Source organism: Aggregatibacter segnis ATCC 33393, from assembly GCF_900476035.1.
In the GTDB taxonomy this organism is placed as follows: Bacteria; Pseudomonadota; Gammaproteobacteria; order Enterobacterales; family Pasteurellaceae; genus Aggregatibacter; species Aggregatibacter segnis.
In genome coordinates, this window is the sequence record NZ_LS483443.1 from 1,414,872 (window position 1) to 1,440,196 (window position 25,325).

The following is a 25,325-nucleotide window of genomic DNA, read 5'->3' on the forward strand; positions in this document are numbered from 1 at the left end:
AAAGTGTGCTATATCAAGCTCATTTTAAATTATTTACAAGTAGATTGGAAAAATGGAAATATCAAGTGCGGTCAATTTTCAAAGAGTTTTTAAACCTCTCAAAAATTGACCGCACTTTTTAACAGATAAGCATCTTGCAGACTCAGTGATTGATAGTGAAGTCCGTGCAGATAAGAATTACCTTAGGATAAAATCACCGACGCCCGAAAGACGGCACATTACATCTTTCTTCCAATAAATTGGAGGCACAGGGCGCAGATATTATCAATGAAGGTAAAGGCGCCACGCTGGTTCAAGCCAAAACGGCTTTAAATCTGACCGCACTTTCGGTGGGGTATGATGAAAAGATGGGGGGAGGCAATGACTCTCGCCGCGAGAAAATAGAAAAGGCGGTGGTGAGCCATATCAAAGGCAAAGGGGATGTCACAGTTGCGGCGAAAGACCTCTTGTCGGAAGGCGCCCGACTTGAAAGTGCTGAAAAACTCACCGCGATTGCAGAAAATGATTTGGTTTTGAATGGAGCAAAAGAAAGCTCTGATTTTGAGGAGTTCCATCAAACGAAAAGCGGCAGTTTGGCAAAGACCACAAAGACAAGCTTAGACAAAGCACAATTAGACAGCCATGTAGGCACGCAACTTAGTGGAAAAGACATTTTATTAAGTGCAGGCAAAGATGTGAAAGCTAAAGGACTGCAGGGCATTGCCGATAAAAACCTAAGTATTCAAGCGGGAGAGGATGTTGTTCTTACGGCGGACACCAATCGATTCAAAGAAGTGCATCAACAAACGAAGAAGACATCGGGTGTGTTTACGAGTGGCGGAGGCATTACCTTTGGTTCGAAATCAGAAAAACATCATGTTGAATCGGAAGGTTGGACGCAATCGGATGCGCGAAGCACCTTGGGGGCAATGGATGGCAATGTAAAAATCAGTGCCGGCAATCATGCTCAAGTGATGGGCACGGACATGATAACACCGAAAGCGAATCGTATAGATATTGAAGGCGCGAGCGTGAAGGTTGAGGCGGGGAAAGATATTATCCATTCTAATGAGCGTCATGAGTATAAACAATCCGGCGTAAATTTGGCGGTAAGTACACCGGTAACCGACATGGCGCAAGCTGTCTATCACAGTGTAAAACGCGCACAACAAGTCAGTAACCCAAAACTCAAAGCCCTTTATGGCATAAAAGCGGCAGAAGAAGTTGCAATGGCGGCACAAAATGTCGGTAAGGTAGCAGAGACGTTAGATGCCTTGAGGGCAGGGAATATGCAACAAAACGGAACCACGTCCAGCCCGAGTGTCAAAATTAGTATTGGTTACGGTAGCCAAAAACAAACGCAAACCAGTGAAAGCAAAAGTATTCAACATCAAAAATCAACTATCAATACAGGAATACTAGATATTAAAGCCCGTGGTGAAAAAGTGGTTTTTGAAGGCGTGGATGCGAATGCGAAATTGATGGCCCTTTCCGGCAAACAGGGGATTGACATCAAAGGGGTGAAAGACGAAGAGCATCAGCGTACGGAGAATAAATCGGCCGGCGGTAGTGTCGGTGTTTTTGTGGGTACCAACGGTAATAGTTACGGATTGGGTATAGAAGGTTCGGTGAATGTAGCGAAGGGCAAGTCGAACTCGGATAGCGAGCGTTGGCAAAACAGCCATCTAACGGCAGATAAAATCATCACGAACAGTGAAGAAGGCGACTTAACCCTTGATGCGGCGAATCTTAAAGCAAAACGTTGGGAAGCGGATATTCAAAATCTGACGATAACGAGCCGTCAAGATACGGAAAAATACGAATCGAAACAAACGAGTGCGAGTGCAAGCGGTTCGGTGGCGTATGGTTCGGGCGGTGGTGCATCGGTGAGTGCGTCATACAACAAGGCAAAAGTGGATTATGCGCAAGTCAATGAACAAGCCGGGATTCGTGTCGGAGAGGATGGTATGGATGCCAACATCCACAACCATGCTCAACTGAATGCTGCCATCATCGAAAGTAGCGCGGAGGAAAGTAAAAACCGCTTTAAAACAAAATCGCTTGCACATACCGATATTGAAAACCGCAGTGAGATTAAAACGGAAAGTGCGAGCATCAGTGCGGGCACGGGAGGCATTAACCCGATGCAGGCGATAAGCAGTGCGTTGAGCTTATTAGGTAACACGAATGAAAGGGAGCGAAGCACCACCAAATCAGCCATCAGTGGCAACATTCAGATAGAGACGGAAACACCGGAAAATCTGACCGCACTTTCACGGGATACGAAGAATGCGAATCAACGAGTTGAAAAGCAAGATTTACAAAAAGTGCAAGAACGCCAAGAAATGGCGAAAGTGATAGGTGACATCACGAACAACGCGATAAGCATTGCCACGTATAATGAGCGTGAGAAAATCAACAAGCTAGGGCTTGAGAAGTTTAAGCTGGAAGAGCAAGAAAAAGCCTTGAAGGGACAAGCCGGTAATGAACAACAGCTTGCCGCCATTAAGCAACAACTGACAAGTATTCAAACAGAAATCACAAAAACTCAAGATAAAATCGACCGCACTTACGGCATAGGTAGTGAAAAAGGCATGGCGATTCGAGCGGTGACGGCGGCATTACAAGCGGCGGCACAAAACGATACCGCAGGCAGTCTTGTCGCACTGGCTTCGCCTTATCTCAATCAAAAAATCCACGAGATGACGGCAGGCGACACGGCAAAAGACAAAGCTGCGAATCTGATGGCACATGCTCTTCTTTCCGCAGTGGAGTTCCAAGTGACAGGCAAAGACCCATTGACGGGAGCAATTGCCGGGGTGACAGGTGAGGCAACCGCTGAAATCATCGCAAGAGCTTATGGCAAACCGGTCAGTGAATTAACGGCCAATGAGAAGGAAAACATTAGCACGTTAAGCCAATTGGCAGGCGGACTGGCATCGGCATTGACAGCGAAAGCGAATGGCACCACAGCGGAACAAGGGGGGAATTTACTTGCGGCGACTTTTGGAGCTGAGACGGCTAAAAGGGCGGTGGAGAATAATGCGCTTACTCAAGGCGATATTCATGGTGCTTATCAACGTTTATTAAATGGTGAAAATATCGAAGTTGTTCTCCGTGATTTAGAGCATTTAAGCCAAAAGGAACGAGCTAAATTACTTGCAGATTGTGATGCAGCATGCCGACAAGTGGTGCCAAGTTTATTAATGGCTGCAAATGATTTTTCAGAAGAGCAGGCTATTGCGCTAGGTAGTATCTTATCGAAAATCCCGGCAGAACAACGTTCACGTGTTGATATGCTTGTTCAATCGGAAAATAGTAAAACGCTTGAGGCTATAGAAAACAGTAAGAGTGATGTGGAAAAACATATTGCTTTGGCTGTTAAGGTGATGAGATTTTTCCAAGCAGAGAATGCCGTGTCGGGAGGAAAAACAAGCAAACCTTTTAAGGTTAGTGCAGCGAAGGATAGCGAAAATTATTACAAGGATAGCTCTTTTTCCTCAATAAATGCTCAAGTTGCATTATCTAAGAAATTATCAGCATTAGAAAGTGCTCAGAAGTCAGCAGTTAAAATTAAAACTCTTCCTGATGGACGAGTTCGATATTATGATAAAGAACGTTTTGCGAAAAATCCAGGACCAACTAGGGGAAACTCTCTAGTGACTGAATATAATCCTAAAACAGGGGGCGTAAAACAATGGATGGAAAGTTACGATCATAATGGCAATGTTAATAGAGTTCATCCAAAATCAGTAAATGGTCAGGTTGTGGATAGTATCCATTACCCGCCCACAGGAGCAGAATTGGAGAAAATGAAAAAATGATTAGATATAGTGAAAAAGACTTTATAAATGAAATTAGATTAATGGTAAGCAATAATGCATCAGAACAGGAGATTTCTTATAGAGCCTTAGAATTGATGAATTCATCAATTGATTGGAGAGAGGAATTTCGTGATTTTGCATTGGATCTGATTGGTATAATAGAACCTGGTTTTTATATGACAAATGATGAAATACTAGAAAATATTAATTTGTTGAGTAAAAAATATTATCCATAAAATGAATATTGGAAAATATTACCCAGATAGCGTGCATTTCCTAACGTGCGCTATCGTGAGGGAATAATTGGGTACAATAGCCAAGATAGACTTAGAGAATATCGCAAACCTTCAGAGAAAAGTACCTCATATGCAGAAACGGGAGTTCAATCAAATTTTGAAACATATAGGATTATTCCTGGTACAGATGAAAAGCAAAAAATAGGTAATGCCCATTTCAATATTAAGGATTAATTATATGAAAGGTAAACTAAAACTAATCATGGATTCAAATGGAGAAATTGATTTAGAGAATTATTCTCCGAAAAGTGATTTTTTTTGTATGAATATTCTGTTGGGAATCGGTTTAAATGATGATAATAAGATAGATTATTTTGAACTTAGAATATGTTCTATCAAGTGGATAGAGCTAAATGAAGAATATCCTATTATTCTAAGAAATACATTAATTGTTAAAAAATATAATTATAAGGAGTTGTTAAAAACTTTAGAGAATTATATCTGTAAATGCGAAGGGAGTTCTTGGGAAGATATTTCATTAAAACTATCTAGATATTTTTCTTGGGAGTTTGAAAATTATTTAGAAATATAGATGTTGATTTATTAATAGCAAGTTTTGCTGTCCCAATGATAGCGCCAGCGTCCATGCTTATGCTGTTTAATAAAAACATTGCGAATTTTACCCATAAACGTTGGGAGAACTAATGTTCAAAATCCTTTGGATTTTGTGACCGCACTTTTAGTTGATGGGCACAAGCGAGGACGCTTGCGCCATCGTGGGGGTTGAAGATATGAGAAAGAATGGTTGGAATGGAAAACCTGTAGACGTGGTAAACATGCCAGATAATGCACCGACAAGTATGGATAATACCCGTATTCTAGCTGCGAGAAATGCAGGAATAAAAGTTGATGCAATTGTTCATAACTATTCTGATAAACTTTCTTATGAGGATATTAGACGGTTTGGTGTCGGAAATACTTACCCTAAAACCTGGGGAGAGGCAATTGAACTGAGAGTTAAAAAGCAGTCTAGTATGTCTGGAGTTGACAAGAACTGGTCAACCAAGTTTTCTCATGGTTCCTTGTATGATCCAAAAGTCATAAAATAAAGGAGGTGATTATGCAAACTAAATTTAATTTATATCCTAAAGAACAATTACCTAAAAACTTCAAGTTTCCTCAGTCTTATATTGATTTATCAAGTAATATGGAAAAGATAAATGAATTGGAATATTTTCCTTGGTGGTTTGAAGATCCTGATTATGAGAATTCAGAGATAGAGGATAGTGTTTATCTTTATAGTAAAGCAATAGAAAAACTGACTGGTGTAGCTGATTTAATATCATTTGCTAGAGATGGTGATTGGGCAGCTTGTTTCAAATTAACGGATTACTCTGGAAATCCGAGAGTTTATGTTCACGATCTTGGTAATGAAGCCAATAAATATGAATGTAAGGATTTTGATGAGTGGTTAGCGGAAGAAATCAAAAGAGCAAAAGAACATTAAAATGGACTATTTAAATTTAAGTAAAGAAGTTTCCTATGCGCTTCGTCATGCCCCATGGGAATATGAATTAGAACTGGATTCTGAAGGTTGGGTTTCTGTCGAACAATTAATTTCATCATTTAGAAATAGTGATGAAAAATGGAATACGTTAACCGAAGACGATCTAGTTAAAATGATCAACCTATCGGAAAAGAAAAGACATGAGATTAAAAATGGGAAAATAAGAGCTTTTTATGGTCATTCAATTCCAATGAAAATTTCTAAAGAAATTGGTTATCCACCAAAGTATTTATACCATGGGACAAGTATAAATTATTTAGATGATATTAAATCAAATGGATTGAAGCCGATGTCTCGTCAATATGTACATTTATCTGAGGATGTTGAGACAGCAACATTGGTTGGAAATAGAAAAAAAGGAGAGACAATTCTTCTGATAATTGATACAGAATTAGCTCAATCTAAAGGCATTAAGTTTTATATAGGTAATGAAAAAGTATGGTTATCAGATGGTATTCCAGCTGAATTTATTAAAGATAACTTCTAAATGAAACCAATAAAGTGCGGTCAATTTCCAAAGAGTTTTAAAATCTCTCAAAAATTGACCGCACTTTTGTATTTTCAATGATGCTTATTTTAAGCAAATTTTGATATCTCATTCCCCAATGATAGCGCCAGCGTCCACGCTGGTGCTGTTTAATAAAAAATTGCGAATTTTACCCATAAACGTTGGGATAACTAATGTTCAAAATCCTTTGGATTTTGTGACCGCACTTTTAGTTGATAGGCACAAGCGAGGACGCTTGCGCCATCGTGGGGGGAAAACTCAAGAGTAAAAGAGCAAGATATGATTTATAAAAAAGGTCGTCTGAAATAGTTTCAGACGACCTTTTGCTCGATTTACGGCAATTATTAGCAGCGGCCAGCAGCTTTCAATAAAGCGTTACAACTCGATCCTCCTCGACTTCCTTTGCCGCCATGAACATTTGAACCGGAACATAAGGCGTCAGATGAAACTGCTCCCATGACAGTGGTTACATAGCAAGAGTATGATTTACCGCCTGTTGTTGCTACGAATTTGACTGAATCGATGTCTCCATGGCGATTAGAAATTCTAATACTTTCAGCCGGAACATTTAATGCAAATGCGGCTTTATTTTTTAACGAATTGTCAGAAATGGTCTTATTACCGACTACTCCACAAGCGGACAAGGTTAATATCATTAACAAACTTAATGTGTATTTCATATGAAGTTTCCTTTGATGCTAGGTACTAGGGTTGTAATCCAAAGAACGATTCTAAGAAGAAAAAAAATAAAGTCAATATTTTTGGGAGAAAAAGGGTATGGTTGTATTTCTTTAAGTGATGACTGTAATAATGCAATAGAATTCTTAAATTTTTGCTCAAAAGATGATAAGTTTGAGGTGGTTTTTTCTGAGAATATTAATCACTTGGCAGCTTCGAAAACTATGCCCAAAGAATGTTAAGTTCGACTAAAGATACCAGCGCTGTTTGATACTTAAGATGCATACAGTTTGAATTGGGATATAAAGTGCGGTCAATTTTCAAAGAATTTTAAAACCTCTCAAAAACTAACCGCACTTATTCATTAAAAAAGGCTGATATTGACAGTGTCGAAATCAGCCTTTGGTTTATCTAAAGGGGATTATTTAGGCATCTTTAATTGAGGATCTTGTCCGTAGGATGGATGTCTCGGACCGTAAAGCAAGCAGCCATTACAAGAACGACCTAACATGTTTCCGGTTGCCCATCCTGCCACTTTATATCCTTTATCAGACACGTTATTGACAATCTGTTTAACAACTGCCGTCACAAGCATAGCAAGTGCGCCGCCGTTGTTATTTCTTTCGGCATCGTCCGCATAGCCTTTGCCTTCCCACAAGGTTTTACCATTGCGTAAGTCAACGAGTTTGCCACTCACTTTTACTCTGGTCACGCTGTCGAACACTTGGTAATTCACACCGTAGTCGTCCACATTAATGTAGAGCACGGCATCCGCACCAAAAATCTCGCGTAATTTTTGTGGGTTGACGTTATGAATTTCTTGCGCTTGTGTTAACCCGTTATTTTTAAAGGTTTGATAAACAAGAGCCGGTGGAAAAACATAGTAACCATTTTCAGCCAATGGCGAAATGGCTTGTGCCAACACAGCCGGGGAGCCTTTTACATCATTGGTGGTATCGGTTGGAAGCAATACAAGAATAGACTGCGGTTTGCTCTCTAAATAGTTGGTATAGTCATACGGCGTTGGCTTCATTGCAGAACACGCTGAAAGCAAAAATGCGCAAGCCATGGCTAAATAGAGTGAAATATTTCTCATTTTTTCTCTCCTTTTTTCGCTTTTTTATTTGCGCGATTTTCTTGGGCTGTCTCTACTTTTTTTCCTTTATTTAACAGGAAATTGATGTACTGCGTCGATTCAGGAAACAGGCTCATTTCTTTTTGATAAGATTCAGCCATTTTTCCCGGATTCCCTAATTGCCCATAAAGAAGTCCAATTTGTGCGTATAAACCGGGTGGCACTTTGTTACCGCCATCCAGTTGAGCCAGTTCTTCTAATTTTTGCAGTTGTTCTTGCGGATCACCTTCTTGTGTTAGGTGTTGATAAACAGAAGAAGGGTAAACATCACCATTCCAAGTGTAGAGTGAGTGTTGTTTGTGCCCTGATGAACAAGCCGTCAATACAGCGACGGCAGACAAACATGCAAGAAGTGTTAATTTCTTCATTATCTAACCCTTAATTAGCCGGTTTCCATTGACCTGCTTCAACACCTGAAACAAGGTTGTTTACCGCTTCACGAATGGCTAAATCTAATACTTTGCCATTGAGTGTTGAGTCGTATCCTGATGTACCGCCAAAGCCTAATACTTCACGGTTAGAAAGATTGTATTCGCCGGCACCTTGAACGGAATAAACCACTTCAGATGTTTGTGTGTTAACAATATTTAAGGTGACTTTCGCGTAAGCCACTTGTTGTTTTCCGCGACCTAAAATGCCAAATAATTGTTGATCGCCAACGGTTTTACGGCCAAATTCCGTGACATCGCCGGTAACCACATAATTTGCGCCTTTTAAGGTTTGTTTTTTACCTTTGATTTTTGCTTCTGCTGCAGTTTCAGACATATTGGTGCGATCTAACACACTAAAACGGCCTGATTGTTGTAAATGAGAAACTAAAATCGTTTTTGCTTGATTTCCTAATTGATCTACGCCATCGGAGAATACGCCATTTTGATAGCTTGAACGGTTATCAAATTTACCGACAGAAATCGGTGCTTTTACGCCATGATAAGCGGTGTTGTAGCTGTTGACTTTTTGCACTTCTACGGTACGAGAACCTTCAGTTGCACAGCCTGCTAATGCTAAAATACTTGCTGATAATAAAACCGGATAGAATTTTTTCATCATAGAATCCTTATATTTTCATGAATAAAAAGTGTCCTGAATATCAAAGACGCCGCATTTTAAAGAATTTATTGTTCCTTCGCTATCGAATTTTCTGCGGAATTTATGTAAGTTAATCATCTTTTAGCGGTTTTTTATCAGATCTAAAAAACAATTTAAAAACGCACCGCACTTTTATTAAACCAATCAGGAGAAACCTTCGTGTTATTTAAAAAAATATTCGGCATGATTCAATTTAGCGGCTATAAAAGTTTTTCCGGCTTATACGATTGCTATGCCATTATTGGGTTTGAAAAGCAGCTTGATTTCGCAGAACGAGTAGAGAATTTGGAGTGGAACGTGGATTTGAAAGCCGGGAAAATTACCTTCGGCGAGCAATATACTTATCCGGTTCAGGTGTTGGGTTCTTTTTCTTTTGAGAGTCAAACCTGGCTTTGGAGTTGGGCAAACCAAGCCACCAATATTCCGGCGAAGTTGTTGGAACAAGCGAAAGAATTTCGTGCTTACGGCAAAAAATACAAAATTGATGAACTCACAAAACCCAATCGGGAACTTGCCTTAAATGACGTGCATAGTTTTGGTTTGGTCGCGTTGGGGATGTTTGAGTCTGACGGGTATTACGTGGGCAATTTTGGTGCGGGTGCATTGTTGGTGACGGTGAAAGATCGTAGTTTACGCAAGACATTCTCTTTGGAAGAAGAACATTTGAGAATCTTGTCGGTTTATCCGCAATTCATTTCTTTATTTGAAATTAAAGCCCAGAAAAAAGTGCTACAAAATTATGTGACGGCAAAGGAATATCGCATTATCGAAAATACGGAAACCCATTTAATCGCCCGTCGTGGTGAAAAAGAAATTGTCGGTATTTTTGATGAAGAAGGACGTTTATCGCAGCTGAAAGGGTAGTGCGAGAGAAAGTGCGGTCAACTTTGACGATGTTTTTTAATTGAAAAACACGTTGAATTTTGACCGCACTTTTTATTTTTTTTATAAAGCAAACGTTTGCTTTTGGCCTGGCTAAGAATTAGAATTTGCCGATTTTTTTACTTTGAAAGGATACAAAAATGAGTTCTGAAAATTTTAGTTTGAAGCCCGTTCCACAACATGAACGTAAAGGTGCGGTGGCACTGACGTTTGTTATGCTGGGATTAACCTTTTTCTCTGCAAGTATGTGGACGGGCGGCACGCTGGGCACATCACTCACTTACCATGATTTCTGGTTAGCCGTGATCATCGGTAACTTAATGTTAGGGATTTACACGTCATTTCTTGGCTACATCGGTGCAAAAACCGGCTTGACGACCCATGTTTTAGCGCGTTATTCCTTTGGTGTGAAAGGCTCTTGGTTGCCATCTTTAATTTTAGGGGGCACCCAAGTGGGCTGGTTTGGTGTCGGGGTGGCGATGTTTGCGATTCCGGTTAATAAAGTTACCGGTATTGATGTGAACTATTTAATTTTAGGCTCAGGTTTATTAATGACCATTACGGTTTTTTTCGGTATTTCCGCACTGACCATTCTTTCCACCATTGCGGTGCCGGCAATTGCGGTGCTTGGTTCTTATTCGGTGTATTTGGCGGTAACAGATGCCGGTGGCTTATCTGTGTTAGAAAATATCATGCCGAAAGACGACATTTCCTTACCAATGGCCATTACCTTGGTTGTGGGCTCTTTCATCAGCGCCGGTTCATTAACGGCAGACTTCGTGCGTTTTGGACGCAAAGCCAAACAAGCGATTTTAATCAGCATGATTGCGTTCTTCTTGGGCAACTCATTAATGTTCGTCTTTGGCGCCGCCGGAGCAGCGGTGACCGGGATGTCTGATATTTCTGATGTGATGGTTGCACAAGGATTAATTCTGCCGGCGATTATTGTGCTTGGTTTAAACATTTGGACAACTAACGATAACGCACTTTATGCCTCCGGTTTGGGTTTCGCCAACATTACGGGCTGGAGTAGCCGTCCATTATCGGTATTAAACGGTGTGATCGGTACGCTTTGCGCTTTGTGGTTATACAACAACTTTGTGGGTTGGTTAACGTTTTTATCTGCCGCGATTCCACCGATTGGTGGCGTCATCATTGCCGACTATATTTTGCGTAATAAAGCCTATGCCAATTTTGAACAAGCCAGATTTGTTAGCATCAACTGGACGGCAATTATCTCTGTGGCTATCGGTATCGCGTGCGGTAAATTCTTGCCGGGTATTATTCCGTTAAATGCTGTCATTGGCGGTGCGGCGGCTTATTTTGTGTTAACGCCGTTATTCGGTAAAAAATTGGCGTTCAAATAGGATCGATAAATGTTAGTTAAAAATATTCATATTAACGGCCGTGAAGGCTTATGGCAGATTACCATTGAAGACGGCAAGATTGCCCGTATTCTGCCTAACGAAGAACAGATTGATTTCTCCGGTGACATTTTAGACGGCGAACAGGGCATCGTGTATCCGCCGTTTGTTGAACCGCACATTCATTTGGATGCAACACAAACCGCAGGACAACCGAACTGGAACCAATCCGGTACTTTATTTGAAGGGATTGAGCGTTGGGCTGAACGAAAATCTTTGTTGAGCCATGAGGATGTAAAATCCCGTGCGTGGAAAACCTTAAAATGGCAAATCGCAAATGGCGTGCAACATGTGCGTACCCATGTGGATGTGTCCGACCCCACGTTAACCGCACTCAAAGCCATGCTTGAAGTGAAAAAAGAAGTGGCTCCTTGGGTCGATCTTCAAATTGTGGCATTTCCACAAGAGGGAATTTTGTCTTATCCGAACGGCGAAGCCTTGTTGGATCAAGCCATGGCAATGGGCGCAGATGTGGTGGGTGGCATTCCGCATTTTGAATTCACCCGTGAATACGGTGTGGAATCTATGCATATTGCCTTCAATATTGCGCGTAAATACAACAAACAAATTGATATTCACTGTGATGAAATTGATGATGAACAATCCCGTTTTGTGGAAACAGTTGCCGCGTTAGCGTTGAAATATGAAATGGGCGACAAAGTGACGGCAAGCCATACCACTGCAATGCATTCGTACAATAATGCCTATGCCTCTCGTCTTTTCCGTTTGTTAAAATTATCCAAAATTCATTTTGTGGCTAATCCGCTCGTCAACATTCATTTGCAAGGTCGATTCGATACTTATCCAAAACGCCGTGGTGTGACGCGCGTGAAAGAAATGCTGAAAAACAATATCAACGTGTGTTTCGGCCATGATGACGTATTCGACCCTTGGTATCCGTTGGGAACAGCGAATATGTTGCAGGTGTTACACATGGGGTTACACGTTTGCCAACTCATGGGCTACGGACAAATTAACGACGGCTTAAAATTAGTGACTGAAAACAGTGCGAAAGCGCTAAGGTTGCAAGGTTATGGCGTGGAAGAGGGGAATGTCGCTAACTTTATCATTTTACCGGCAGAAAATGGCTTTGATGCAGTACGTCGTCAAGTGCCGACGCGTTATTCTATTCGTCATGGTAAGGTCATTGCAGAAACCAAATTAGCTGAAACGACCATTCATTTAAACGATAACGAACGCGTCACCTATCGTTAATCTGTTATTTTTAAGGATAAGTGCGGTCAATATCCGATGTGTTTTTTCCGTTGAAAAACATCGTCAATATTGACCGCACTTTTTTGTTTTTCTAAACCTTTCTTTCAGTATTTGTCACAGGCTGCGTTCCTCACTATAATTTCCGCTTTTAAAACCAACCCGGTAAATAATCCTATGCAATTAGAACCTGATTTCTGGCGACACAAAAACCTGCTTGATATAAATGATGCCGAATGGGAGGCATTATGTGATGGTTGCGGCAAGTGTTGTTATCGTAAATATATTGATGGCGAGGGCAAATATGAGCGTTTATATTACACCCGTATCGCGTGCAATTTATTGGATTTGGAAACAGGAAAGTGCGGTCATTATTTGAAACGTTTTGAGTTAGAAGAGGATTGCACCAAACTGACCAAAGACAATTTACCTGAATTTGGCTGGCTTCCCACCACTTGTGCTTATCGTTTGCTTTATGAAGGCAAACCGTTGCCGTCATGGCACCCGTTAATTAGCGGTGATCCTGACAGCGTTAAACGTGCAGGCGTGTTAATCCAAAACGGTATTCATGAATGTGATGTCATTGATTGGTTTGAGTTTGTTGTGGATGAAGAACAATCGGTTTAAGCGTTAAACGATTCATGACATCAAAATGCATCCTTCTTTTTAAAAGGCTCACGTTAAGTGAGCTTTTTTTATTCGCCAAACAGACGATTGAAAATTCAGCCCAAATTAACGCTTAATGCTTGTAAATACTGAAAGATTTATTTTGATAGAGATCACTAATTTGGATTAAAAACATTGTTTTTACCTGCCCCTTCACTACAATACTTATAAATCGTTATTTTTATGTTGTATTGAGTTGTAGGTTCGTATGCAAGTTTCTGATTCTCTTAAACGATCTGCTGAAGACGTTGGCATTTCGCTTTCTCATTATGATATCGACGGGCATTTGATTTATGCCCCTCCGGAAACGTTGCATTATTTCACCGCACTTTTACAACCGCCGAGTAAACGGGAAAAAGGCGCGTTCGATGATGTGATTACCGTCTTTGAGAACGAGCCGATTCATTACGATTTAGCGCGTTTATCCCTTTCCGAGCCTGTTTCCTTAACTATTCAACTTCTTGATGAACAAGGTAAAAAATGTGTTGAACAAACCTGTTCTTCAAGCCAATCGCTTTTATTGCCTTCATTACCATTTGGTTACTATCAATTAAATCTTTCCACGGCGAATCAAAAATATGTGATTCGTGTGTTGTTAGCGCCGCGTACCGCCTATCAACCACCGGTCTTGCAATCAAAAAAAGCCTGGGGGATCAATGTTCAGCTATATAGCTTACGTTCTCAAACGAACTGGGGCATTGGTGACTTCGGTGATTTAGCTTATTTAATTGAGCAGGGCGCAAAACAGGGGGCGGATTTTATCGGCATTAATCCGTTGCATTTGATGTATCCCGCCGTGCCGGAATGGGCAAGCCCTTATAGTTCGTCCTCCCGTCGTTGGTTGAATTTTATTTATTTGGATGTTGCCGCCTTGCCGGAATTTAAATTATCCCGTTCCGTGCAAACTTGGTTTCATTCCACACCTGTGCAAGAACAAATAACCTCCTTGCGTGAAGCCAAAACCGTGGCTTACGGTGAAATAATGCAGCTAAAACTGACCGCACTTGAACAACTATTTGATTTCTTTAAACGTAGTAAATCTGCACAAATCATCGCCCGTCGCCAAGATTTTGATGCTTTCAAAAAAGCACAAGGTGAAGCATTGTTATTGCAAGGGCTCTTTAATGTGTTAGATGGCATTGAGCATGAACATCAACAGGCGGAAGAAAATACCATTGGTTGGTTGGGCTGGCGTAAAGAATGGCAAATGCTCTCAGCGCGTGAACGCAAAGCCTTGTTAAAAGAACATGAAGCAAAAGTGGAATTCTTTGCATGGTTGCAATGGGCGACATTACAACAATTAGGTGAGCTACAAACGTTATGCCGTCAAGTGGGAATGCAACTTGGCATTTATGGCGATTTGGCTGTAAACAGCTCTCGCGGAAGTGCCGATGTGTGGTCAGACCCGGAACTTTATTGTGTCAACGCATCTGTCGGTGCGCCACCTGATCCGTTGGGCCCTGTCGGACAGAATTGGAATTTGCCGCCCTACAATCCAAGCGTGTTAAAAGCCCGTGGTTTCCAACCTTTTATTGAGATGTTGCGTGCCAATATGCAGAACTTTGGCGTGTTGCGTATCGATCATGTGATGGGCTTATTCCGCTTGTGGCTGATTCCTGAAAATAAAACCGCGGCAGATGGCGCTTATGTGCATTATCCATTTGATGAGCTGATGGCGATTCTCGCCATTGAAAGCCAACGCAACCAGTGTTTAGTGATTGGTGAGGATTTAGGTACAGTACCTGATGAAGTGCGGTTGAAATTAAACGAGTTTCGTATTTTCTCGTATTTTGTGTTGTATTTTGCCCAATGCAACAACATGTATCCGCTTAAACAGGATTTCCCACCACATGCCTTTGCCACCATCGGCACCCATGATGTGCCTTCTTTACAAAGTTTCTGGCACTGCCTTGATTTGGCGTTGTTCGGTCAGCTCGGCATTTTAGAGGGCGACGTGTTAAAAGAAAAATACGATCAACGCGTCGTAGATAAACAAGCTTTATTAGACAGTTTGCACCGCGACGGTTATTTACCGCCTGATTATTGGGGCGATGCTTTAAGTATGGCTATGCACGACAATTTGAACCGTCAAATTCACCGTTATTTGGCAGAAAGTGAAAGCCGTTTGGTGGGCGTGCAATTAGAAAATTTATTGAGCCAAGAAGTGTCATTCAATTTGCCGGGCACTTCAACGGAATATCCGAATTGGCGAAAAAAATTAAGCCAATCTTTAGAACTTATTTTTGATGATGCGCAAATGACCGCATTTTTCTCTTTAATTAATCAAGCCCGCAGAGCTTAGCGAGGATTTATTATGACCCAACTAGTAGCGCAATCCGTGATTAATCAATTCTTTGATGGAACACATTCTGATCCTTTTTCCGTATTGGGTATGCACGAAACCGATAACGGCATTGAAATTCGTGCTTTATTGCCGGATGCGTGTCGTGTTAGTGTCATTAATAAAGAAAATCAAGACACCGTCTGTGAATTGAATTCTTTAGATGACAGAGGTTTTTTTGCTGGTGTTGTACCGAACACCCGAGATTTCTTTGCCTATCAATTACAAGTGTATTGGGGTAAAGAATCGCAAATCCTTGAAGACCCTTATCGTTATCATCCAATGATTAATGATTTGGATGAATGGCTTTTAGCTGAAGGCTCATTCTTGCGTCCGTATGAAGTGTTAGGTGCGCATTTTATCGAATGTGATGGTGTTTCCGGTGTGAACTTCCGTTTGTGGGCACCGAACGCGAAACGAGTTTCTGTGGTGGGAGATTTCAACTATTGGGACGGACGTCGCCATCCGATGCGCTTACACCCTGCAAGTGGCGTATGGGAATTATTCCTACCGAAAGTTGCATTAGGGCAGTTGTATAAATTCGAATTAATTGATTGCCACGGCAATTTACGCTTAAAAGCCGACCCTTATGCCTTCAGTTCACAGTTACGTCCTGATACAGCGTCACAAATTAGTGCGTTGCCGGACATCGTGCCAATGACTGAAGCCCGTCGTAAAGCCAACCAATGGGATCAACCGATTTCCATTTATGAAGTGCATTTAGGGTCTTGGCGCCGTAATTTAGAAAATAATTTCTGGTTGGATTATGACCAAATCGGCGATGAATTGATTCCTTATGTAAAAGAAATGGGCTTTACGCACATTGAGTTTTTACCGCTTTCCGAATTCCCGTTTGACGGTTCTTGGGGCTACCAACCACTAGGACTGTATTCTCCAACCAGCCGTTTTGGTACGCCGGAAGGGTTTAAACGTTTAGTGGAACGCGCCCATGAGGCCGGCATTAACGTGATTTTGGACTGGGTGCCGGGGCATTTCCCAAGCGATACCCATGGTTTAGTGGCGTTTGACGGCACAGCATTATATGAACACGCTGATCCTCGCGAAGGATTCCATCAAGACTGGAACACGCTCATTTACAACTATGGTCGCAACGAAGTGAAAAACTTCTTATCCAGTAACGCCTTATATTGGATTGAACGTTTCGGCGTTGACGGTATTCGTGTCGATGCGGTGGCCTCCATGATTTATCGTGATTACAGCCGTGCCGAGGGAGAATGGATTCCGAACCAATACGGCGGACGGGAAAATTTAGAAGCCATTGAATTCTTAAAACACACCAACTGGAAAATTCATAGTGAAGTGCAAGGGGCGGTTTCCATTGCGGAAGAATCGACCTCTTTTGCCGGTGTAACACATCCGACAGAAAACGGTGGTTTAGGCTTTAATTTCAAATGGAATATGGGCTGGATGAATGACACGCTTTCTTACATGGAAAAAGATCCGGTCTATCGCCAATATCACCACAACCAAATGACTTTCGGCATGGTGTATCAATACAGCGAAAACTTTGTGTTACCGCTTTCCCACGATGAAGTAGTACATGGAAAATGTTCCTTAATCGGTAAAATGCCGGGGGATGCGTGGCAAAAATTCGCGAACTTACGCGCTTATTACGGCTACATGTGGGGCTATCCGGGTAAAAAATTATTGTTCATGGGAAATGAATTTGCCCAAGGGCGCGAATGGAATTACCGCGAAAGTCTTGATTGGTTCTTACTGGACGAATCCATCGGCGGAAGATGGCACATCGGTATGCAACAGTTGGTGAAAGACCTCAATAAAATTTATCGCGAAAACGCACCGCTCTTTGAACTGGATTCGGATCCGCAAGGCTTCGATTGGTTGGTCGTGGATGATGCGCAAAATTCTGTATTTGCCTTTGAACGACGTAGCAGCAAAGGCGAGCGCATTATTGTGATCAGTAACTTTACGCCAGTGCCACGCCATGATTATCGTATGGGCGTGAATGTTGCCGGTCAATATCACGAAATCTTAAATACAGATTCATCCTTTTACGAAGGCTCAAATCTTGGTAACTGCGGTGCAGTGGAAAGTGAGGCAATCCCAAGCCACGGACGAGATCATTCTATTTCTGTTTCGATTCCTCCATTGGCAACCCTCTATTTGAAATATCAAGGATAAGGCATGGTTGCAGTAAAAAATGAGGGCAAGGCTTATCCGTTCGGTTATAGCCAACATGAAGAAAACGGTGAGCAAATGACTAACTTTGCGCTGTATTCTTCTGTGGCGGATGCCGTGGAATTGTGCCTGTTTGAGAATGGCAAAAAAGAGCAGCGTTTTGCTATGCATCGCAGCGAAAATGTTTGGCATATTGCGCTTTCCGGTGTGGCTAACGGTATGCAATACGGTTTTAGAATCACCGCAGAAAATGACCGCACTTTAGCCAATCCAAACAAGCTCATGCTTGATCCTTATGCTAAAGCCGTGGTGGGTAAACCGGATTTAAGTTCGGTAGAAGTGCGGTCGATTTTTCAGTTAAATGATCCACGAGATAACGCGGAATTTGCGCCGAAAGGTCAAATTATTGAGACGGCATTTGACTGGCAACACGATAAAGCCCCGAAAACACCTTGGGCAGAGACCGTGATTTATGAACTCAGCGTAAAAGGGTTTAGCCAATTACGCACGGATCTACCTGAAAAGTTACGCGGAACTTATGCTGGTTTGGCGCAACCGCAAAGTGTGGCGTATTTAAAAGCATTAGGTATCACCGCCGTGGAATTGTTGCCGATTAATTACCACGTAAACGAACCGCACTTGCAAGAAAAAGGACTACAAAATTATTGGGGATATAACCCGTTGGCCATGTTTGCAGTAGAGCCAAAGTATTGCTCCGAAGAAAACCCTGAAAACCCGTTGTATGAATTCAAAAGCATGGTGAAAGCATTACATGAAGCGGGGATTGAAGTAATTTTAGATGTGGTATTTAACCACACGGCAGAATCAGAAAAACCGTTCCCTACCTTTAGCCAACGTGGCATTGATGATCGGACGTATTATTGGCAAAACGAACAAGGCGAATATATTAACTGGACAGGTTGCGGCAATATGCTGAACCTCGCCAATGACATCACCCGAAAATGGGTGGTGGATTGCCTACGTTATTGGGTGGAAGAATGCCATGTAGATGGTTTCCGTTTTGATTTAGGCACGGTGTTAGGGCGTGAGTCACCGGATTTCAACCCACACGCCAAACTGTTTGACGATATCGCTCAAGTACCGAGTTTACAGCAGGTGAAATTCATCAGCGAACCTTGGGATATTGGCCATTACGGTTATCAATTAGGACGTTTTCCCCATTATTTTGCCGAATGGAACGACCGCTTCCGTGATGATATGTGTCGTTTTTGGTTATGGAAAAGTGGGGAAGTGGGCGCATTTGCCGAACGTTTTGCCGGATCAAGTGATCTGTTCAAGCGAGAAACACGCTTGCCACACACCACCCTGAATTTTATTACCGCTCACGACGGTTTTACGTTGCGCGATTTGGTGAGTTATAACCATAAGCATAACGAGGCGAACGGCGAAGATAATCGCGATGGTCGCAATGAAAATTACAGTTACAACCATGGCATTGAGGGCAGTCAATTAGACCTAAATGACGAGTACCAAAGTACGGTGGAAAATCAGCGTGTTTTAGCGCAAAGCGGATTATTGGCAAGTTTGTTATTGGGCAACGGCACACCAATGTTGCTTGCCGGCGATGAATTCGGCAACACGCAATTCGGTAACAATAACGCCTATTGTCAGGATAATGAAATCACGTGGCTGAAATGGCAGGATTTCAATCAGGAATTATTTGACTTGACCAAACAACTGATTGCAACACGAAAACAAATTCAAAGTTTACAACGGGATGTTTGGTGGTCAGATGAAAATGTCATTTGGCTCAACATTGAGGGTGAATCAATGCGAACCGAGGATTGGCATAATCGGGAAAGCAAAGCGCTGCAAGTGGTATTAGATCAGCAATGGCTTTTCTTAATCAATGCGAAAGCAGAACCCCAGTCTTTTATGTTGCCCGTCGCGTTTGATGGACACTGGAAGGCCGTGGCAGGTACAACAAACTTAACGGAGCAACAACGGCAAGTTGATGTAGGTGGTATGGCGTTTTGTGTGTTGAAAAAAATGGATACTTAAAACAATATAACGGAGTTCACTATGAAAGCTAATCTAAATAAACACGATCTCGTTAAAAGCACCTTAGTGCTTATTTTGGCCGGTGGCCGCGGTTCACGTCTGCATGAATTAACGGATAAACGTGCAAAACCGGCACTTTATTTTGGTGGTAACCGTCGAATCATCGATTTCGCTTTGTCCAACTGTATTAACTCCGGCTTAAACCGCATTGGTGTCGTCACGCAATATGCTGCTCACTCTTTATTACGTCATTTACAAAAAGGTTGGTCTTTCTTACCACAAGAGCGCGGTGAATTCATTGATATGCTCCCGGCGCGTCAACAAATTGATGACTCCACTTGGTATCGCGGTACAGCTGATGCGGTATATCAAAATATGGCGATTATTCGTGATCACTACCGTCCGAAATACGTCTTAATTCTCGCAGGTGACCACATTTATAAACAAGACTATAGCCAAATGTTGTTAGACCACGTGACCAGTGGTGCAAAATGTACCGTGGGCTGTATTGAAGTACCACGTTCTGAAGCGCATGAATTTGGCGTGATGGCAGTCAATGAAAATCTGAAAGTGAAAGCCTTCGTGGAAAAACCGAAAGATCCACCGGCAATGGTGGGCAAACCGGATACCTCGTTGGCTTCCATGGGGATTTATGTGTTTGATGCAGACTATCTCTATCAAATGTTAGATCGCGAAGTGAATACGCCTTGCACATCTCATGACTTCGGTAAAGATGTATTGCCGAAATGTTTGGAAGAAGGCACGTTATATGCCCATCCGTTCAGCCGTTCTTGCATGGGTCGCAATACCGAGGGTGATATTTATTGGCGTGATGTGGGGACATTGGATAGCTTCTGGCAATCAAACATCGACTTAGTGTCTGAAAATCCGCAATTAGATATTTATGACCAAACTTGGCCGATTCGCGGAAACCCGGTACAAGCGTATCCGTCTAAATTCTTCTATAAAAATGCCAATGTTAAGCCGGTGGATAACTCCCTTATCGGCGGTGGTTGTGTGATTACCGATGCGTCAATCAGTTATTCCGTGTTATTTGATCGCATTAAAATTAATGAAGGCTCAGTGATCGATCATAGTGTCGTGTTGCCGGAAGTGAGTGTCGGTAAAAATTGCGTGTTGAAACACTGTATTATTGACCGCCATTGTGTCATTCCGGACGGTATGCAAATCGGTGTTGATCGCGAATTGGACAGCAAACGCTTCCGCATCAGTTCAACTGGTAAAGTCATTTTAGTGACACCTTCGATGTTGAAAAAATTAGAAGGACAAGAAGTGTTCTCGGAAGAACATTTAGATTAACGTGAAATAAAGTGCGGTCAGTTTTCAAAACGTTTTAACTATTACTCATAAATCACGCAAGTGATTTATTCGCTCCTTCGGAGCCGTTGGCAAAGCCAACGTTCAAAATCCTTCGGATTTTGTGACCGCACTTTAAGAAGGTAAATACAGGCGCAAGCGTCTTCGCTTGTGCCTGTAACAGAATTGTTTATAACGACACGCGTTAGAAAACGTGCGTCATATTAGGTAAATAAAATGAAAGTATTACACGTTTGCTCGGAGTTATATCCTTTACTGAAAACCGGCGGATTAGCCGATGTGATGGGCGCATTGCCATTTGCACAAAAAGAAATCGGCATTGATGCACGTATTTTGTTGCCGGCTTATCCGGCGATTATGGCTGGCATTCCGCACACGTCCGTGGTGACAGAATTTGATAATTTTGCCGGTCATATCGTTTTGCGCTATGGCGAATATAACGGTGTCGGCGTTTATCTTATTGATGCACCGCACTTATATGCGCGTGAAGGCAACCCTTATCACGATGCTAATTACAATGATTACGGCGATAACTACAAACGTTTCGCATTGTTAGCGTGGGTTGGGGCTGAATTGACCACCGGTTTAGATAGTTGGTGGCGTGCCGAAGTTGTTCATGCCCATGACTGGCACGCAGGTCTAACGGCGGCGTATTTATTTAATAAAGGGCGTCCGGCAAAATCCGTCTTCACCATTCATAATTTAGCCTATCAAGGTCAATTTGATTATCGCCATTTATTTGAAATCGGCTTGCCGCACAGTATGTTCCATGTAGATGGCTTAGAATTGTTTGGGCAAATTTCTTACTTAAAAGCCGGGCTCTATTATTCAGATGCCGTGACAGCCGTTAGTCCGACTTATGCGAAAGAAATTACCACACCGGAATTTGCTTATGGCTTACAAGGCTTACTTTCAACCCTAGATCATGAAGGGCGCTTGGTGGGCATTCTAAATGGCGTTGACGAAAAAATTTGGCATCCGATGAACGATCAGTACATTCAACATGGTTACAAGTTGAAATACATGGGTGGCAAAACGAAAAACAAAGCGGATCTACAAGCTTATTTCAATCTTCCACAACAATCTGATGCGCTATTGTTTGTCATGGTGACCCGTTTAACAGAACAAAAAGGCGTTGATTTATTGCTAGAAAGCGCTGATGAAATCGTTAAACAGGGTGGACAGTTGGCGATTCTTGGCTCAGGCGCACCGCACTTAGAAGCCGGTATTCGTCAATTAGCGGAAACCTATCCGCAAAATATTGCCGTTAAAATTGGCTACGATGAAGCGTTATCACATTTGATGGTTGCCGGTGGCGATGTTATTTTAGTGCCAAGCCGTTTTGAACCTTGCGGTTTAACACAGCTTTACGGTTTAAAATACGGTACGTTACCCTTAGTTCGTGCAACGGGTGGTTTGGCGGATACGGTGGTCAATAGCACGGCGGAAAATATTCAAGCTCGAACAGCAACCGGATTTGTCTTTAGTCATGCGACGGCGGATGATTTGCGCCAAGCGTTACAAACGGCATTTGCTTTATGGAAAAAACAACGTTTATGGGCAACGGTTCGAGTCATTGCAATGGAACAAGATTTTAGTTGGCAAATCTCTGCAACCCATTACCAACATTTATATCAAAGAATTTTATCTCACTAATGAAATACTTATCTTCTGCGTAGAGAGAAAACAAAATTTGCGCAGAAGATTGTTGTTGTTTTTTTATTTTGAATGATTAAAATTCACCCGCTTTTTTTATTAACTGAGGACTATTTTTATGATAATGGATAATTTCGATTCTCCATTCCTATATGATCGACCTGAAGTCAATGTCGATTCATTGAAAAAGACGATTGTTTATAAGCTGATTTTTTTAATTGGCCGCTCACCAAAAGAAGCGAGTCAACGGGATTGGCTAAACGCCACATTATATGCCGTACGTGATTTCGTCACCGAAGGTTGGATTACCACTGCACGCGAAGCTAGAGCAGAAGACTCCCGCCGTGTTTATTATTTATCAATGGAATTTTTGATTGGTCGTACCTTATCCAATGCCATGATCGCAGAAGGGTTGTATGACATCGCTAAAGAAGCCCTTTCCGAATTAAACGTTGATTTAGAAGAAATTATTGAAAAAGAAGTGGACCCGGGTTTAGGTAACGGTGGTTTAGGTCGTTTGGCTGCCTGTTTCATGGATTCTATTGCGACATTAGGTTTGCCGGGCATGGGGTACGGTATTCGTTATGAATACGGTATGTTCCGTCAAAAAATTGAAGATGGCCAACAAGTTGAACGCCCGGATGCCTGGTTAGAAAAAGGGGCTCCTTGGGAATTTATTCGTCCGTCTAAACGTTTTACCGTTTCTTTCGGCGGTAATATTCATTTTGAAGGCAAAAAATGTATCTGGAATAAAGGCGAAGAAGTGACCGCACTTGCTTATGACCAAGTGATTCCAGGCTATAAAAATGATTCTGCGGCCACATTACGTTTGTGGTCTGCTCATGCCGGTGAACTTTTCAACTTAGAAGACTTTAACCGCGGTCAACACATTGCTGCCGTGGAAAGCCGCGCCTCTATTAAAAATCTTTCTCGTGTGCTTTATCCGGATGATTCCACTTGGAATGGCCGTGAATTGCGCTTACGTCAAGAATACTTCTTGGTTTCCGCTTCATTGCAAGACATTATCCGTCGCCATAAACGTACCCATGACAGCATGGAAAATTTAGCGGATAAAGTGGCAATTCATTTAAATGATACTCACCCGGCATTAGCGATTCCTGAGTTAATGCGCATTTTAATTGATGAAGAAGGCTTTGAATGGCAAAAAGCCTGGGATATGACCCGTCGCATTTTCTCTTATACTTGCCACACATTAATGTCTGAAGCGTTAGAAACCTGGCCGGTAGAAATGATGGCGAAAATCTTACCGCGTCATTTACAAATGATTTTTGAAATTAACGATCATTTCTTGGAATACGTCAAAACCTACATCACTACCGACGTAGATTTCATTCGTCGCGTTTCTTTAGTAGAAGAAGGGTATCAACGTAAAGTTCGCATGGGTTGGTTATCCGTGGTTGGTTCGCACAAGGTCAACGGTGTTGCGGCAATTCATTCCGACTTAATGGTGACATCTACTTTTTCGGATTTCGCGCGTATTTATCCGGAACGTTTCACTAATGTGACTAATGGTATTACCCCGCGTCGTTGGCTTGCTGTGGCAAACCCACAATTAGCGTCGTTATTTGATAAATATATCGGTTCTGATTGGCGTTGCGATTTAAGCCAAATCGAAAAATTAAAACAATACGCCCATGAAGCAGATTTCAAACACGCCATTGCCGATATTAAATTTGCAAATAAAGTGAAATTGGCAAATTACGTGAAGAAAACGTTAAACATTGATTTGGATCCCCATGCGTTATTTGACGTTCAAGTAAAACGTATTCACGAATATAAACGTCAAATTTTGAACGTGTTGCATATTATTGCTCGTTACAACGCCATGTTAGAGCATCCGGAAAAAGATTGGCAACCTCGTGTGTTTATCTTAGCTGGTAAAGCAGCATCGGCGTATTATGCAGCGAAACAAACCATCCATTTAATTAATGATGTTGCGAATGTCATCAATAACGATGGCCGTTTGGGTGGCCGCTTAAAAGTGGTCTTCATCCCGAACTACAGCGTAAGCTTGGCTCAATTGATCATTCCGGCTGCAGATATTTCTGAACAAATTTCTTTAGCAGGTACGGAAGCCTCCGGTACCAGTAACATGAAATTTGCATTAAATGGTGCATTAACCTTGGGTACATTGGATGGTGCAAACGTAGAAATTTTGGAAAATGTCGGCAAAGACCACATCTTTATTTTCGGTAATACCGTAGAACAAGTAGAGAAGTTACGTCGCGACGGTTACTGTCCATTTAATTTCTATCAAGAGGATGTGGAACTCAGAAACGTTGTTGATCAAATTATTAACGGCCGTTTCTCCGAAAACGATCCGAACCGTTATCAACAGCTATTACAGGGTTTACAATATCACGATTTCTACCAAGCCTTTGCTGATTTCCGCAGCTATGTGGACGCACAAAAATTGGTGGATGAAAAATATAAAAACCGTGATGCATGGATTGATAGCACGATTCAAAATATTGTTAACATGGGTTATTTCTCTTCCGACCGCACCATTAAGGAATACGCGGAAAATATTTGGCACATTGAGCCATTAAATCTCGAGAAATAATTTCCTGATAAAAAGAAACCCCAT

20 protein-coding genes are annotated in these 25,325 nt (G+C 41.9%); 16 read left to right on the forward strand and 4 right to left on the reverse strand.

The window, feature by feature from the left end; all coding sequences use genetic code 11:
- The first annotated feature begins 239 nt into the window (after window positions 1-239).
- The 6 genes from DQN58_RS06945 to DQN58_RS06970 all read left to right on the forward strand — a co-directional run bounded on the left by DQN58_RS06945 (window position 240) and on the right by DQN58_RS06970 (window position 6,093).
- Window positions 240-3,803, forward strand: a complete 3,564-nt coding sequence (locus tag DQN58_RS06945; RefSeq protein WP_006718135.1) for a hemagglutinin repeat-containing protein — start codon at window positions 240-242, stop codon at window positions 3,801-3,803.
- Window positions 3,800-4,039, forward strand: coding sequence for a VHS/ENTH/ANTH domain-containing protein (locus DQN58_RS06950; RefSeq protein ID WP_006718137.1), 240 nt, complete (start codon window positions 3,800-3,802; stop codon window positions 4,037-4,039). The genes DQN58_RS06945 and DQN58_RS06950 overlap by 4 nt, the downstream gene beginning before the upstream one ends.
- A gap of 238 nt (window positions 4,040-4,277) precedes the next feature.
- Window positions 4,278-4,631 carry an Imm8 family immunity protein gene (locus DQN58_RS06955; protein WP_006718142.1) on the forward strand — a complete coding sequence of 118 codons (354 nt, stop codon included), beginning with the start codon at window positions 4,278-4,280 and terminating at the stop codon, window positions 4,629-4,631.
- Between the two features lie 154 nt (window positions 4,632-4,785).
- Entirely contained in the window at window positions 4,786-5,148 is a 363-nt protein-coding gene (locus tag DQN58_RS06960; protein ID WP_006718144.1) for a hypothetical protein, read from the forward strand.
- 11 nt (window positions 5,149-5,159) lie between these two features.
- Window positions 5,160-5,546, forward strand: a complete 387-nt coding sequence (locus DQN58_RS06965) for an SMI1/KNR4 family protein (protein ID WP_006718145.1) — start codon at window positions 5,160-5,162, stop codon at window positions 5,544-5,546.
- 1 nt (window position 5,547) lies between these two features.
- Window positions 5,548-6,093, forward strand: coding sequence for an RNA 2'-phosphotransferase (locus DQN58_RS06970; RefSeq protein ID WP_109129065.1), 546 nt, complete (start codon window positions 5,548-5,550; stop codon window positions 6,091-6,093).
- Between the two features lie 365 nt (window positions 6,094-6,458).
- Here DQN58_RS06970 and DQN58_RS06975 read toward each other — a convergent pair whose 3' ends face one another.
- The 4 genes from DQN58_RS06975 to DQN58_RS06995 form a co-directional block, all read right to left on the reverse strand.
- Window positions 6,459-6,794: a hypothetical protein gene (locus DQN58_RS06975; RefSeq protein WP_032997866.1), complete on the reverse strand. Its 336-nt coding sequence runs from the start codon at window positions 6,792-6,794 to the stop codon at window positions 6,459-6,461.
- 419 nt (window positions 6,795-7,213) lie between these two features.
- The gene (locus tag DQN58_RS06985) at window positions 7,214-7,888 is read right to left on the reverse strand and encodes a DUF799 domain-containing protein (protein WP_006718153.1); all 675 of its coding nucleotides are present in this window, start codon (window positions 7,886-7,888) and stop codon (window positions 7,214-7,216) included.
- Window positions 7,885-8,295 carry a DUF4810 domain-containing protein gene (locus DQN58_RS06990; protein WP_006718155.1) on the reverse strand — a complete coding sequence of 137 codons (411 nt, stop codon included), beginning with the start codon at window positions 8,293-8,295 and terminating at the stop codon, window positions 7,885-7,887. Before DQN58_RS06990 ends, DQN58_RS06985 begins: the two co-directional genes overlap by 4 nt.
- 10 nt (window positions 8,296-8,305) lie before the next feature.
- Window positions 8,306-8,974 (reverse strand): CsgG/HfaB family protein, encoded by a 669-nt coding sequence (locus tag DQN58_RS06995; protein ID WP_032997867.1) that lies wholly within the window; start codon window positions 8,972-8,974, stop codon window positions 8,306-8,308.
- 201 nt (window positions 8,975-9,175) lie between these two features.
- Between DQN58_RS06995 and DQN58_RS07000 the strand changes: the two genes are divergently transcribed.
- The 10 genes from DQN58_RS07000 (at window position 9,176) to DQN58_RS07045 (ending at window position 25,301) form a co-directional block, all read left to right on the forward strand.
- Window positions 9,176-9,880, forward strand: a complete 705-nt coding sequence (locus DQN58_RS07000) for a DUF6882 domain-containing protein (protein WP_006718158.1) — start codon at window positions 9,176-9,178, stop codon at window positions 9,878-9,880.
- A gap of 158 nt (window positions 9,881-10,038) precedes the next feature.
- A complete protein-coding gene (gene codB, locus DQN58_RS07005) occupies window positions 10,039-11,265 on the forward strand; it encodes a cytosine permease (protein ID WP_006718160.1) in 1,227 nt (408 codons plus the stop codon).
- 9 nt (window positions 11,266-11,274) lie between these two features.
- A complete protein-coding gene (locus DQN58_RS07010) occupies window positions 11,275-12,537 on the forward strand; it encodes a cytosine deaminase (RefSeq protein WP_006718162.1) in 1,263 nt (420 codons plus the stop codon).
- Between the two features lie 174 nt (window positions 12,538-12,711).
- Complete coding sequence (locus DQN58_RS07015) at window positions 12,712-13,161, forward strand: YcgN family cysteine cluster protein (protein ID WP_032997869.1); 450 nt, start codon at window positions 12,712-12,714, stop codon at window positions 13,159-13,161.
- A gap of 247 nt (window positions 13,162-13,408) precedes the next feature.
- Window positions 13,409-15,502, forward strand: a complete 2,094-nt coding sequence (gene malQ / locus DQN58_RS07020; RefSeq protein WP_006718166.1) for a 4-alpha-glucanotransferase — start codon at window positions 13,409-13,411, stop codon at window positions 15,500-15,502.
- Between the two features lie 12 nt (window positions 15,503-15,514).
- A complete protein-coding gene (glgB, locus tag DQN58_RS07025; RefSeq protein WP_006718167.1) occupies window positions 15,515-17,704 on the forward strand; it encodes a 1,4-alpha-glucan branching protein GlgB in 2,190 nt (729 codons plus the stop codon).
- A gap of 3 nt (window positions 17,705-17,707) precedes the next feature.
- A complete protein-coding gene (glgX, locus tag DQN58_RS07030) occupies window positions 17,708-19,723 on the forward strand; it encodes a glycogen debranching protein GlgX (protein WP_006718169.1) in 2,016 nt (671 codons plus the stop codon).
- A gap of 21 nt (window positions 19,724-19,744) precedes the next feature.
- Window positions 19,745-21,043 carry a glucose-1-phosphate adenylyltransferase gene (glgC, locus tag DQN58_RS07035; protein WP_006718172.1) on the forward strand — a complete coding sequence of 433 codons (1,299 nt, stop codon included), beginning with the start codon at window positions 19,745-19,747 and terminating at the stop codon, window positions 21,041-21,043.
- Between the two features lie 234 nt (window positions 21,044-21,277).
- Window positions 21,278-22,717 carry a glycogen synthase GlgA gene (glgA, locus tag DQN58_RS07040; RefSeq protein WP_006718173.1) on the forward strand — a complete coding sequence of 480 codons (1,440 nt, stop codon included), beginning with the start codon at window positions 21,278-21,280 and terminating at the stop codon, window positions 22,715-22,717.
- Between the two features lie 118 nt (window positions 22,718-22,835).
- Window positions 22,836-25,301, forward strand: coding sequence for a glycogen/starch/alpha-glucan phosphorylase (locus DQN58_RS07045; protein WP_006718175.1), 2,466 nt, complete (start codon window positions 22,836-22,838; stop codon window positions 25,299-25,301).
- Window positions 25,302-25,325 lie beyond the last annotated feature (24 nt).